The sequence below is a fragment of the Bradyrhizobium sp. CCBAU 11434 genome (genome assembly GCF_028128895.1).
Lineage (GTDB): Bacteria > Pseudomonadota > Alphaproteobacteria > Rhizobiales > Xanthobacteraceae > Bradyrhizobium > Bradyrhizobium zhengyangense.
On record NZ_LBJX01000011.1, the window covers coordinates 154,449 to 168,201 of the forward strand.

Sequence of the window (13,753 nt, forward strand, 5' to 3'; positions counted from 1 at the left end):
GATCCGAAAAACAGCGAGGACGCCGGCCATGACGAATTTGACGGTTAAAGACCTTCTCCCCGAGGATGGAACGAAGGGAACGCTGGTCGGCCGCGTCTGGCTGCCGGAGGCGAACGGTCCGGCCGTGGTCGCGGTGCGCGCTGACGGCGTCTTCGACGTCACCGCAAAATTTCCGACCGTCAGCGCCCTCTGCGAGGAGGACGATCCGGCCAAGGCGCTTGCCGCGACCAAGGGCGAGCGGATCGGCGATCTCGAAGCCATCGTCGCCAATACAGCGCCTGATGGACGCGATTCAAAGAAGCCCTGGCTGCTCGCGCCTGTCGATCTCCAGACCCTGAAGGCGGCCGGTGTCACCTTCGCGATCTCGATGTTGGAACGCGTGATCGAGGAGCGCGCCAAGGGCAACCCGGCCTCGGCCGAAGCCATTCGCAAGGAAGTGACGCGGCTGATCGGCGACGATCTATCGAAGCTCAAGCCTGGCTCTGACCAGGCGATGCATCTAAAGCAGGTGCTGATCGACCAGAACGCCTGGAGCCAATATCTCGAAGTCGGCATCGGCCCGGATGCCGAAGTCTTCACCAAGGCGCCGACCATGTCTTCCGTCGGCACCGGCATGGATGCCGGCCTGCATCCGAAGTCGACCTGGAACAATCCCGAGCCGGAACTCGTGGTGTTCGTCTCGAGCCGCGGCAAGATTGTCGGTGGCGCGCTCGGCAACGACGTGAACCTGCGCGACTTTGAGGGCCGCTCGGCGCTGCTGCTATCGAAGGCCAAGGACAACAACGCCTCGTGCTCCATCGGTCCGCTGCTCCGTCTGTTCGACGACACCTTCACGCTCGATGACGCGCGCAAGCTCGACATCAGCCTGAACGTGACCGGCACGGACGGTTTCGTCCTCGATGGCCATTCCTCGATCAGCAAGATCAGTCGCGATCCGACCGATCTCGTCGCGCAGACCATCGGCAAGGTGCATCAATATCCCGATGGTTTCGTGCTGTTCCTCGGCACGATGTTCGCGCCGGTCAAGGATCGCGATGCGCCGGGGCAGGGGTTCACCCACAAGCGCGACGACATCGTTACCATTGCCGCTCCCCAACTCGGCAAGCTCGTCAACCGCATGCGGACCAGCGACGAGTGCGAGCCCTGGACCTTCGGCATCGGGGCGCTGATGAAGAACCTCGCGCAGCGGAAGCTGATCTAGCCTTTTCGCTTGCCTGCTGCCCGCGGCGACCGATCGCAGACGCGAATTTCCATGAAATCGTCATGCCGGGACGGGCCCGGCCATGACAACGCCGCCCTGTCAAAAGGATGTCGTCTTTAGATTGTATAACATAAGATAATAGCGCAGGACGTGTAGCTCTCTTGCATCCACATCATTCCTCCAAATAGTCAAATAATATGACTATACGGACGCCGGCTTCCGTGAAATAGTCCCTCCCGCCGCGCTAAAGGCCGGCCTGAGGGTGTCATGATACCGTGGACGCCCCTGATAACACTTGGGAGACACACGCCTCATGACCCTCAAAGCCCTTTTTGCGGCCAGCGCCACCGCCGCGTTGTTGCTTGCACTGCCGGCGAATGCCGCAGAACTGACCGTCGGCTTCTCGCAGATCGGATCTGAATCCGGCTGGCGCGCAGCCGAGACCTCGGTCTCCAAGCAGGAGGCCACCAAGCGCAAGGTCAATCTCAAGATTGCCGACGCGCAGCAGAAGCAGGAAAACCAGATCAAGGCGATCCGCTCGTTCATCGCGCAGAATGTCGATGCGATCTTCCTCGCCCCTGTCGTCTCGACCGGTTGGGACGCGGTGCTGAAGGAAGCCAAGGAAGCCAAGATTCCGGTCGTGCTGCTCGACCGCGACATCGATCCCTCGGGCAAGGACCTCTATCTCACCGCCGTCACCTCGGACAGCGTCCATGAAGGCGCGGTCGCTGGCGACTGGCTGGCCAAGACTGTCGGCGACAAGGCCTGTAACATCGTCGAATTGCAGGGCACGGTCGGCGCCAGCGTCGCCGCCAATCGCAAGAAGGGCTTTGACACCGCGATCGCCAAGCACGCCAATCTGAAGATTGTGCGTAGCCAGACCGGTGACTTCACCCGCGCCAAGGGCAAGGAAGTCATGGAGAGCTTCATCAAGGCCGAGGGCGGTGGCAAGAACATCTGCGCGGTCTACGCCCACAATGACGACATGATGGTCGGCGCGATCCAGGCGATGAAGGAAGCGGGCCTCAAGCCGGGCAAGGACATCCTCACGGTGTCGATCGACGCAGTGCCTGACATCTTCAAAGCGATGGTTGCCGGTGAGGCCAATGCCACCGTCGAGTTGACGCCGAACATGGCCGGCCCGGCCTTCGACGCCGTCGCGGCCTTCAAGGAGAAGGGCACGGTTCCGCCGAAGTGGATCCAGACCGAATCCAGGCTGCTTACCGCCACCGACAATCCCCAGAAGGAATACGACAGCAAGAAGGGCCTCGGTTACTGAGGCGGGCGTCTTGCCGGACCACACGTTGTGGTCCGGCAACCCCCTTCGCAACCGTCGCGCGAACGAATAGGCTGGGCGTCCGCAACATAAGCGGGCGCCGGTGGGAGTGACGTCGTTATGGAGAACAGCCTTGATCCTGCTCCGCCCCTCCTGGAGGTGCGCGGGATCAGCAAGAGCTTTGGTGCGGTGCGCGCGTTGCAGGAGGTCGACTTCACGCTTCGCGCCGGGGAGATTCATGCGCTGCTCGGTGAGAACGGCGCCGGCAAATCCACGCTGATCAAGGTCGTTACCGGCGTGTTCCCGCGCGATGCCGGTGTTGTCAGGCTGGGCGGCGACGAGGTTGCGCCGCGTTCGTCCAAGGCAGCACTCGAGGCCGGCATTGCCACCGTCTATCAGGAAGTCAATCTGTTGCCGAACCTGTCGGTGGCGCAGAACCTGTTTCTCGACCGCCAGCCGATGCGCTTCGGCATCGTGCGCGAAGGCGAGATGCGTCGCCGCGCCAAAGCGCTGCTGACCGAGTTCGGCCTCGACATCGATGTCGCAGCGCCGCTCGGCAATTATTCGGTGGCCATCCAACATGTCACCGCGATTGCGCGCGCCGTCGATCTTTCCGCACGCGTGCTGATTCTGGACGAGCCGACCGCGAGCCTCGACCGTCACGAGGTCGAGATCCTCTTCGGCATCATGCGCCAGCTTGCCAAGCGCGGCATCGGCATTGTCTTCGTCAGCCATTTCCTCGATCAGGTTTACGAGATCTCCGATCGGATCACGGTGCTGCGCAACGGCCGCCTGGTCGGCGAGCGCGAGACGGCCTCGCTGCCGCGGCTCGAGCTGATCCGGATGATGCTCGGGCGCGAGCTCGCCGAGACCACCGGCGCGCGGGCGACGGCGAGCGACCGTCCGCCACGCGAGGTCTGTGCGAGTTTCGAGAATTACGGCAAGGCCGGCTATGTCGCGCCGTTCAATCTCGAGCTGCGCCATGGCGAGGTCGTCGGCCTTGCCGGGCTGCTCGGATCGGGCCGCACCGAGACGGCGCGGCTGGTGTTCGGCGCCGAGCGCTCCGATGGCGGGCAGGCGAGGGTGGAGGGCGCCCCCGTGCGACTGCAGTCGCCGCGTGACGGCGTACGTCACGGCTTTGGCTATTGCCCGGAGGAGCGCAAGACCGACGGCATCGTCGCCGAGCTCACCGTGCGCGAGAACATCGTGCTCGCGCTTCAGGCCAAGCGCGGCCTGCATCGGCCGCTGTCGCGCCGTGAGCAGGACGAGATCGCGAAACGCTACGTCAAAATGCTCGACATCCGCCCGCCCGATCCCGAGCGCCCGGTGGGCCTGCTCTCCGGCGGCAATCAGCAAAAGGCGCTACTGGCGCGCTGGCTCGCGACTTCGCCGCGGCTCCTCGTGCTGGACGAACCTACGCGCGGCATCGATGTCGGCGCGCATGCCGAGATCATCCGCCTGATCCGCGAGCTCTGCGACGACGGGCTGGCGCTGCTCGTGATCTCCTCCGAGCTCGACGAGATCGTGACCTATTCCGATCGCGTAGTCGTGCTGCGCGATCGCGCCCATGTCGAGGAGCTCGCGGGCGAGACCATCGACGTCACCAATATCCTCGCGGCCATCGCCGCCGATGGCGCAGCGATGCAAGAGGCTCGGGCATGACGATGCTGTTGCCGCGTCGCGGCCTGGCCCAGATCCTCGCGCTGATCGTCATCCTCGCGGTCGACCGCGTGGTATCGCCGCAATTCTTCGACCTCCGTCTCCAGGACGGCCGCCTGTTCGGCAGCCTGATCGACGTGCTCAATCGCGGCACGCCGGTGGCGTTGCTCTCGCTCGGCATGGTGCTCGTGATCGCAACGCGTGGCATCGATCTCTCTGTCGGCGCGGTCATGGCCATCTGCGGAGCGATCGCCGCGAGCCTTGCCGACAGTCACAGCCTGCCGGTCGTGCTGGCGGCCGCGCTCGGCGCCGGCCTCGTCTGCGGATTGTGGAATGGTTTCCTTGTCGCCGTGCTCGGCATGCAGCCGATCGTGGCGACGCTGATCCTGATGGTGGCAGGGCGAGGGATTGCCCAGCTCATCACCGAGGGACGGATCGTGACCTTTACCTCACCGGACCTGGTCTGGCTCGGTAACGGCGCCATTCTCGGCGTCCCGGTCCCGATCGCGATTGCGCTCGGCATGCTGATCCTCACTGGCGCGGTGGTCCGCGGCTCGGCGCTCGGCCTCCTGATCGAGGCAACGGGCGGCAATGCGCGGGCGAGCGAGCTTGCCGGCGTTGGCACCCGTGCGATGATCTTGGCGGTCTATGTCTGGTGCGGCGTCTGCGCCGCGCTCGCGGGCGTGATCGCCGCGGCCGACATCATGGGGGCAGATGCGAACAATGCCGGCCTCTGGCTCGAGCTCGATGCGATTCTTGCGGTCGTGATCGGCGGCACCTCGCTGTTCGGCGGCCGCTTCAGCCTCGTTTTGGCCGTGTTGGGTGCGCTGATCATCCAGACCATGAATACCGGCATCTTGCTGTCGGGCTATCCGCCGGAGTTCAATTTGCTGGTCAAGGCCGTGGTGGTGCTCGCGGTGCTGCTGCTGCAATCGCCAAAGCTGCCCGGCTTTGCCGGCATCATGGCGCGGCTGCGGAGGACGAAACCATGAAAGGCCTCCCGCCCGTCCTGATCACGGCCATTGTGCTCGTCGTGGGCTTCGCGCTCTGCGCGGTGCAATTTCCCAACATTGCCTCCACGCGCGTGGTCGGCAATCTCCTCACCGACAATGCCTTCCTCGGCATCGTCGCGACCGGCATGACTTTCGTCATTATCTCCGGCGGCATCGATCTCTCGGTCGGCTCCGTGATCGGCTTCACCACTGTGTTCGTCGCGCTGGCGATCGAACGCTGGGGCGTGCCGCCGCTGGTCGCATTCGTCGCCATCCTCGTGCTCTCGGCGGCCTTCGGAGCGGCGATGGGAGCGGTCATCCACGTTTTCGACCTGCCGCCCTTCATCGTGACGTTGGCCGGCATGTTCTTGGCGCGCGGTGCCGGCTTCCTGCTCTCGACGGAATCGGTGCCGATCACCGCGCCTGTCTATTCGACCGTGTCAGACTTTGCGTTGCGGATGCCTGGGGGCGGACGGCTGAGCGCGATCGCGATCATCATGCTCGTGATTTTGATCGGCGGCATCCTGTTGCTGCGTCTCACCCGGTTCGGTGCCAATGTCTATGCACTCGGGGGCGGCCGGGCGACCGCGAGCCTGATGGGCGTTGCGGTCGGCAAGATGACGATAAAGATCTACATGCTCTCGAGCCTGCTCGCAGGCACTGCCGGCATCGTGTTCTCGTTCTACACCAGCGCTGGCTATTCGCTCTCCGCTGTCGGCGTGGAGCTCGACAGCATCGCTGCCGTGGTGATCGGCGGCACGCTGCTCACGGGCGGGCAGGGCTCGGTGATCGGTACCTTCCTCGGCGTGCTGATCCAGGGCATGATCCAGACCTACATCAATTTCGACGGCACGCTGTCGAGCTGGTGGACCAAGATCGCGACCGGCATTCTGCTGTTCGCCTTCATCGCTCTTCAACAGGGCCTTGTCGCGCTGGCGCGCCGGCCGACGGCAGCGCGCGCGGGAGTAGCCTCATGACCTCGCGCATCGTCGTCATCCCGACACGACGGGCCCATTCCAACCACGCGGAGGTGTCCCGCTCGATCGGCGTCGACATCATCGCCGGCCGATATGCGGAAGGGGTGCGGCTTCCGGGCGATGCCGAGCTGACGGCGATGTTCGGCGTGTCGCGGCCGGTGTTGCGCGAAAGCGTGAAGACGCTGGTCGCCAAGGGCCTGCTCACGACCAAGGCGCGGGTTGGCACCGTCGTGCGCGGGCGCGCCGCCTGGAACATGTTCGACGCCGATGTGCTGGCCTGGCATCTCGACGCCGGCATCGACCGGCGCTTTCTCAACGACCTCGCGGAGATACGTCTTGCGGTCGAACCGCGCGCGGCGGCGCTCGCGGCCAGGCGCCGTTCAGAAGAAGACATCGCCGAGCTTCAGCGCAGCATGGACCGCATGAGGCAGGAGACGTCCGAGTCCGTCGACTTTGCCGAAGCGGACCTCGCCTTGCACCTTGCGGTGGCGCGCGCATCCGGCAATCCGTTCATGCGCTCCATCGGTCACGTGATCGAGGCTGCCTTGCGTACGGCGTTCATGCTCAGTGCACCTGCGGGGACGGAAGACCGCGAGATTACCTTGCTCTGGCACCAGAAGATCGTCGATTCGATCGCAGAAGGTGACGCCGACGCGGCGGCCGAGGCCATGGCCTTCGTCATTCACAACGGCATGCGCCGGCATAAGGGCACGGCGGCCGAGACAGCACCGGCCGCGCCTGCAGAATCTGGAGAACATCCGTGACAGCTCTTCGTATTGCCATCGTCGGCTTCGGCAAGATCGCGCGCGACCAGCATGTCGGCGCGATCGCCGCGACGCCGGGCGCCGTGCTTGCCGCCGTGGCCAGTCGTAACGCCTCGCTGCCGGGTTTGCCGCATTTTGCGACCGTCGAGGAACTGCTGGAGAAGGGTCCGGAGATCGACGCGGTGTCGCTCTGCACACCGCCGCAGGTGCGCCGCGCCCAGGCTGCGGCGGCGCTCGCCGCCGGCAAGCATGTCATGCTGGAGAAGCCGCCCGGCATCGGCGTTGCCGAACTCGATCCGTTGGTCTCAATGGCGGCCGATGCAAAGCGGACCTTGTTTGCGACCTGGCATTCGCGCCACGCCCCGGCGGTCGAGCCCGCCCGCGAATGGCTGGCGACGCGCCGGATCAAGTCCGTTCACATCATCTGGAAGGAAGACGTCCGCGTTTGGCATCCCGGCCAGACCTGGATCTGGGAGCCAGGCGGGCTCGGCGTGTTCGATCCCGGCATCAATGCGCTCTCGATCCTGACCCGCATCCTGCCAAGGCCGGTATTCGTCACCGCGGCCGAGCTTGCCTTCCCGGCCAATTGCCAGTCACCGATTGCGGCGAACCTGACGCTGACCGACATCGGCGGTCTGCCTATCAGGGCCGAGTTCGATTTTCGTCAGACCGGGCCGCAGAGCTGGGATATCGTCGCGGAAACCGATCAGGGCCAGATGACTTTGTCCCGCGGTGGAAGGATCATGGCGGTGGACGGCAAGGTTGTTGCCGACGCGCCCGATGAGGAATATCGAGAGCTCTACCGTCACTTCGTCAAGCTCGCGGCATCAGGCGCGAGCGACGTCGACCTGGCACCGCTTCGCCTCGTCGCCGACTCTTTCCTGCTCGGCAAGCGTAGTATCGTCGAACCGTTTGTGGACTAGATATGGCTGGTGCGAAAATAGCGAAGGACGTGTTCGGAACACTGCCGGATGGACGCAGTGTCGAGCGTGTCGTGCTGCGTGGGGAGGGCGGGTTTGAGGTCCGCATCATCACCCATGGCGCCGTGATCCAGACGCTGATCGCACCGGATGCCAAAGGCGGCACCGACGACATCGTGCTCGGCCATGACACCTTTGCCGGCTATCTCGCCGAACGGAAGTTCTTTGGCGCCACCGTGGGCCGCTACGCCAACCGCATCGCCAACGGCCGGTTTTCGTTGGATGGCGAGGCCTTCCAGCTTCCCGTCAACAACGGCCCCAATGCGTTGCATGGCGGCCTCGATGGTTTCGACCGCAAGCTCTGGGACATTGCTGAGATCGACGACGGCGCCAGCCCTGCGGTCACGCTGACCTATACGAGTCCGCATGGCGAGGAGAAGTACCCCGGCAAACTCGATGTGCGCCTGACCTATCGCGTCACAGGCCCGACCGAGCTGTCGCTGATCATGGAGGCACGAACCGACCGGTCGACAATCGTGAACCTCACCAATCACAGCTTCTTCAATCTGGAAGGCGCGACCTCGGGTGCGTCCACTCTGGATCACAAGCTAACGGTCAATGCCGACCACTTCCTCGCTATCGATCCCACCGCCATCCCGCTGCCGGAGCCGCCGCGCAGCGTGGCCGGCACGCCCTTTGATTTCCGCGAGGCTCACGCCGTCGGTGCGCGCATCCGCGAAGGCGATCAGCAATTGCAGAACGGCAGGGGCTACGATCACACCTATTGCCTCGCGCGCGACGGCAAGCTCGCGCTTGCTGCCCGGCTGGAAGCGCCGCTTTCAGGACGGATCATGGAGCTGTTCACCGACCAGCCCGGCCTGCAAGTCTATTCCGGCAACTATCTCGACGGCACGATCTCGGGCAAGGGCGGCAAGCTGATCCGGCAATCGGACGCGTTGTGCCTGGAGCCGCATATGTGGCCCGACTCGCCGAACCGGCCGGATTTTCCGAGCCCGCGCCTCGATCCCGGCAGCGTCTATCGACATCACACCGTCTATCGCTTCGCGGTGAGGGCGCCATGATGGAAGAGGTGCCGACGACCGTTCTCTCCGGCGAGCAGTGTCATCTCGGTGAAGGCCCGACCTATGACGCGGCCACCGACACCGCCTGGTGGTTTGACATTCGCGAGGGGAAGCTCTTCGAGGCTCACCTCGGCAGCGGCGCGATCCGAATCCACGCGCTGGGCCGGATGGCGAGCGCACTGGGGCGGATCGATGCCGAGCGCCAGCTCGTTGTCGCGGAGGATGGCTGTTACATCCGCACACTCGCCGATGGCGCCATGACGTTGTTCTGCCCGCTCGAACCGGACAATCCCGCGACACGCTCCAATGATTGCCGGGTGCATCAATCCGGCACGTTCTGGATCGGGACGATGGGACGCAATGCCGAACGAGGTCTGGGGGCGATCTATGCGCTCCACCGCGGCAAGATCTCGACGCTGTTTCCGGGCATCAGCATCCCGAACTCGATCTGCTTCTCGCCGGATGGCGCCATGGGATATTTCACCGACACCGCGCGCGCCGTGCTCTATGCGGTGCCGCTCAATCCCGACACGGGCTTGCCGCGCGGCGAGCCTGAGGTGTTGCTGCGCCACTCCGGCGTCGGCGGCCTTGACGGCTCGGTGTGCGATGCGGATGGACAGATCTGGAATGCCTGTTGGGGCGCCAGTCGCGTCGATGTCTATTCTCCGCAAGGCGAGCGCGTGCGCTCGCTGCATGTGCCGGCCAAGCAGGCAAGCTGCCCTGCTTTCGTCGGTCCTGATCTATCGCGCCTGCTGGTCACTTCGGCCTGGCAGGACATGGACGCAGAGGCGCGCGCCGCCGACCCACAGGCCGGCTGCACTTTTGTGTTACAAGCATCCGCGCGCGGTCGCGCGGAGCCCGACGTCAAGCTCGCATAGGAGACCCGAAACCGACCTTTACCGATGTACTGCACGACACTAACAAACAGTCTGACACCCAAAGGGAGTGAAGCATGTTGAAATTGAAGACGACATTTCTTGCGATAGCACTGGCCGGCGCCGCCACGATGGTTACAGGTCTCACCGCCTCCGCACAGGACAAGAAGACCGTTGGTATCGCCATGCCGACGAAATCCTCGGCGCGCTGGATTGCAGACGGCGACAACATGGTGAAGGTGCTGAAGGAGCGTGGCTACAACACCGACCTGCAATATGCCGAGGACGATATTCCGAACCAGCTCTCGCAGGTCGAGAACATGGTGACGAAGGGAGCTAACGCGCTGGTGATCGCCGCGATCGACGGCACCACGCTGTCCGACGTGCTCAAGCAGGCCAAGGCGAAAGGCATCACCGTGATCGCCTATGACCGCCTGATCCGCGGTACGCCGAACGTTGACTATTACGCGACTTTCGACAATTTCCAGGTCGGCGTGCTCCAGGCGCAATCGATCGAGAAGGGGCTTGGCCTGAAGGAAGGCAAGGGTCCGTTCAACATCGAGCTATTCGGCGGCTCGCCCGACGACAACAACGCCTTCTTCTTCTACAACGGCGCGATGAGCGTGCTGAAGCCGTATATCGACAGCGGCAAGCTGGTCGTCGCCTCCGGTCAGATGGGCATGGACAAGGTTGCAACCCTGCGCTGGGACGGTGCCACCGCCCAGGCCCGCATGGACAATCTGCTCAGCGCCTACTACGGCAACAAGAAGGTCAATGCGGTGCTGTCGCCCTATGACGGCATCTCCATCGGTATCATCTCCTCGCTGAAGGGCGTAGGCTATGGTAGCGCCGACCAGCCGATGCCGATCATCTCGGGACAGGACGCCGAAGTGCCGTCGATCAAGGCGATGCTGCGGGGCGACCAGTATTCGACCATCTTCAAGGACACCCGCGATCTCGCCAAGGTGACCGCCGACATGGTCGATGCCGCGCTGGCCGGCAAGCAGGTCACGGTCAACGACACCAAGACCTACGAGAACGGCGCCAAGACCGTACCCTCCTATCTGCTGAAGCCGGTCGTGGTGTATAAGGACAATTGGGAGAAGACCCTGATTGACAGCGGCTACTACAAGAAGTCGCAGTTCCAGTAAGACTCTCAAGTTTCCCTCTCCCCGTTCGCGGGGGGAGGGACGTAACGGATGGGACGCAATGCGATGACCGCCATGCTGGAAATGCGCAACGTCAGCAAGAGCTTTGCCGGTGTGCAGGCGCTGCGTGACGTCAATTTCTCGGTCGAAGCCGGGCAGATCCATGCCCTCGTCGGCGAGAATGGCGCCGGCAAATCAACCTTGATGAAGGTGCTGAGCGGGGTTTATCCGGCGGGCAGCTACGAAGGCACCATTGTCTTCGAGGGCGAGGAGCGCCGGTTCCGCGACATCAACGATTCCGAGGCGCTCGGGATCATCATCATCCATCAGGAATTGGCCCTGATTCCGCTGATGTCGATCGCGGAGAATATTTTTCTCTCGCATCCGCCGTCAAAATTCGGCGTGATCGATCGCGACGAGGTCTACCGGCGCACGCGCGAGCTGCTCGCGCAGGTCGGCCTGAAGGAATCGCCGGATACGCTGATCACCGATCTCGGCGTCGGCAAGCAGCAGCTGGTCGAGATTGCCAAGGCGTTGTCCAAGCGCGTCAGGATGCTGATCCTGGACGAGCCGACCGCGAGCCTGAACGAAGCCGATAGCGCGGCACTGCTCGAGCGCCTGATGAAGTTCCGCGATCAGGGCATCGGCTCGATCCTGATCTCGCACAAGCTCAATGAGGTCGCCCGCGTCGCCGACCACATCACCGTGCTGCGCGACGGACGCACCGTCGACGGTATCGACTGCCGCGCCGAGCCGATCCAGGAAGACCGCATCATCCGCAGCATGGTCAACCGTGACCTTGCCCATCGTTTCCCCGAGCGCAGCGCCAAGATCGGCGAGCCCGTGCTCCAGGTTTCGAACTGGTCAGTCTATCACCCCATCCATCCGGAACGGCAGGTGATCAAGAACGTCAATTTTGGCGTCAAGCGCGGTGAGGTCGTCGGCATCGCCGGGCTGATGGGGGCCGGTCGCACCGAGTTCGCCATGAGCCTATTCGGTCGCTCCTGGGGTACCAATATCAGCGGCCGCATTGCCCTTGAGGGTCATGAGATCGTGCTGCCGAGCGTCGCCGCCGCGATCGACGCCGGCCTTGCCTATGTCACCGAGGACCGCAAGCAGCTCGGCCTGATCCTGGCCGACGACGTCCGCAAGAACATTACACTGGCAAGCCTGGACCAGGTCGCGCCGGGGCGGGTGATCGACGACATCGCCGAGCTGAAGGTCGCGAGCGACTACCGCAACCGGATGCGGATTCGCTGCTCCGACGTCTACCAGGAGACCGGCCAGCTTTCCGGCGGGAACCAGCAGAAGGTCGTCCTGTCGAAATGGCTGATGACCGACCCAAAGGTGCTAATCCTGGACGAGCCGACAAGGGGCATCGACGTCGGTGCCAAATACGAGATTTACTGTATTATCAACGAACTGGCGGAGGCCGGCCGCGGCGTCGTGGTGATCTCTTCGGAGATGCCCGAGCTACTCGGCATCTGCGACCGTATCTGCGTCATGAACGACGGCGCCTTCGTCGGCGAGTTCCCGGGCGCTGAGGCGACACAAGAAAGCATCATGCGCGCTATCATGCGCAACGAACGAAGCAACGGAAACGGCGCGGCCAAGGCCGCTGAGATGGGAGGATCGCAGCTATGACCGACAAGACGGTGTCGCTGCCTGAGGAGCGCCGGCACGGCAGCTTCATCAAAAACAATTTGCGCAACTACGGCATGCTGATGTCGCTGATTGCGATCATGCTGTTCTTCCAGGTCATGACCAGCGGCACGCTGTTGCAGCCGTTGAACCTGACGAACCTGGTGCTCCAGAACAGCTACATCGTCATCATGGCGTTGGGCATGCTGCTGGTGATCGTCACCGGCCATATCGACCTCTCGGTCGGATCGGTCGCGGGCTTCGTCGGTGCGGTCGCCGCTCTTCTGATGGTGACATACAAGGTCGACTACACGCTCGCCTTCCTTATCTGTCTCGCGGTCGGGGCGGCTATCGGCGCGGCGCAGGGCTATTGGGTCGCCTATTTCAAGATCCCATCCTTCATCGTGACCCTGGCGGGCATGCTGGTGTTCAAGGGCCTCGCGCTTGCCGTGTTGCAGGGCCAGTCGCTCGGGCCGTTCCCGTCGACCTTCCAAAAGCTGTCGTCGGGCTTCATTCCGGAGGTGCTGCCGGAGGCCGGCACGCTGCATCCCACCTCGATGCTGATCGGTGCGGTGCTGGCACTTGGTCTGGTCTACGCCAGCGCCAAGAGCCGCGCGCGCGAGGTGTCGCATGGCATCGAGGTTGAGCCCTACGCGTTCTTCCTCGGCAAGAGTGTCGTGCTCGCCTGTGCCGTGCTTTATTTCACCTATTTGATCGCGACCTATCGCGGCCTGCCCAACGTGCTCGTGATCATGAGCGTCCTGATCGCGCTCTATGGTTTCGTCACCCGCCGTACCGTGATTGGCCGCCAGATCTATGCCGTGGGTGGCAATGCGAAGGCGGCAGGCCTGTCGGGCATCAAGACCGAGCGGCTGACGTTCTTCACCTTCGTCAACATGGGCGTGCTCGCCGCGCTCGCCGGTCTCGTCTTCGCTGCGCGCCTCAACACCGCGACCCCGAAGGCCGGCCTCGGCTTCGAGCTCGACGTCATCGCCGCTTGCTTCATCGGTGGCGCTTCGGCCTATGGCGGCGTCGGCCGTGTCGGCGGTGCCGTGGTCGGCGCCATGATCATGGGCGTGATGAACAATGGCATGTCCATCCTCGGCATCGGCATCGACTACCAGCAGGTCATCAAGGGCCTGGTGCTGCTCGGAGCCGTGTGCATCGACGTCTATAACCAGCGGCGGTAGGCGCAAAATCACCTCGCGGGGGGAGGCT

Annotated in this window: 12 protein-coding genes; all 12 read left to right on the top strand. The window is 63.7% G+C overall.

What is annotated here, in order from left to right:
* Window positions 1–28 precede the first annotated feature (28 nt).
* Complete coding sequence (locus XI06_RS08330; RefSeq protein WP_271605025.1) at window positions 29–1,201, top strand: fumarylacetoacetate hydrolase family protein; 1,173 nt, start codon at window positions 29–31, stop codon at window positions 1,199–1,201.
* A gap of 313 nt (window positions 1,202–1,514) precedes the next feature.
* Window positions 1,515–2,480: a galactofuranose ABC transporter, galactofuranose-binding protein YtfQ gene (gene ytfQ, locus XI06_RS08335; protein WP_237859186.1), complete on the top strand. Its 966-nt coding sequence runs from the start codon at window positions 1,515–1,517 to the stop codon at window positions 2,478–2,480.
* 117 nt (window positions 2,481–2,597) lie between these two features.
* Window positions 2,598–4,139 (top strand): sugar ABC transporter ATP-binding protein, encoded by a 1,542-nt coding sequence (locus tag XI06_RS08340; protein WP_237859184.1) that lies wholly within the window; start codon window positions 2,598–2,600, stop codon window positions 4,137–4,139.
* Window positions 4,136–5,128, top strand: coding sequence for an ABC transporter permease (locus tag XI06_RS08345; protein ID WP_237859183.1), 993 nt, complete (start codon window positions 4,136–4,138; stop codon window positions 5,126–5,128). The genes XI06_RS08340 and XI06_RS08345 overlap by 4 nt, the downstream gene beginning before the upstream one ends.
* Window positions 5,125–6,105 (top strand): galactofuranose ABC transporter, permease protein YjfF, encoded by a 981-nt coding sequence (yjfF, locus tag XI06_RS08350; protein ID WP_271605026.1) that lies wholly within the window; start codon window positions 5,125–5,127, stop codon window positions 6,103–6,105. Before XI06_RS08345 ends, yjfF begins: the two co-directional genes overlap by 4 nt.
* Window positions 6,102–6,869: a FadR/GntR family transcriptional regulator gene (locus tag XI06_RS08355; protein ID WP_237859181.1), complete on the top strand. Its 768-nt coding sequence runs from the start codon at window positions 6,102–6,104 to the stop codon at window positions 6,867–6,869. Before yjfF ends, XI06_RS08355 begins: the two co-directional genes overlap by 4 nt.
* Complete coding sequence (locus XI06_RS08360; RefSeq protein ID WP_237859180.1) at window positions 6,866–7,792, top strand: Gfo/Idh/MocA family protein; 927 nt, start codon at window positions 6,866–6,868, stop codon at window positions 7,790–7,792. The genes XI06_RS08355 and XI06_RS08360 overlap by 4 nt, the downstream gene beginning before the upstream one ends.
* 2 nt (window positions 7,793–7,794) lie before the next feature.
* A complete protein-coding gene (locus tag XI06_RS08365; RefSeq protein ID WP_237859179.1) occupies window positions 7,795–8,871 on the top strand; it encodes an aldose epimerase family protein in 1,077 nt (358 codons plus the stop codon).
* On the top strand, window positions 8,871–9,749 hold the full coding sequence (locus XI06_RS08370; RefSeq protein ID WP_237859458.1) for an SMP-30/gluconolactonase/LRE family protein: 879 nt from the start codon (window positions 8,871–8,873) through the stop codon (window positions 9,747–9,749). The genes XI06_RS08365 and XI06_RS08370 overlap by 1 nt, the downstream gene beginning before the upstream one ends.
* Window positions 9,750–9,823: 74 nt before the next feature.
* Window positions 9,824–10,897 carry a multiple monosaccharide ABC transporter substrate-binding protein gene (gene chvE, locus XI06_RS08375; RefSeq protein WP_271605027.1) on the top strand — a complete coding sequence of 358 codons (1,074 nt, stop codon included), beginning with the start codon at window positions 9,824–9,826 and terminating at the stop codon, window positions 10,895–10,897.
* A 63-nt stretch (window positions 10,898–10,960) separates the two neighbouring features.
* A complete protein-coding gene (gene mmsA, locus XI06_RS08380) occupies window positions 10,961–12,538 on the top strand; it encodes a multiple monosaccharide ABC transporter ATP-binding protein (RefSeq protein WP_237859455.1) in 1,578 nt (525 codons plus the stop codon).
* Entirely contained in the window at window positions 12,535–13,725 is a 1,191-nt protein-coding gene (gene mmsB / locus XI06_RS08385) for a multiple monosaccharide ABC transporter permease (protein WP_237859178.1), read from the top strand. Before mmsA ends, mmsB begins: the two co-directional genes overlap by 4 nt.
* Window positions 13,726–13,753 lie beyond the last annotated feature (28 nt).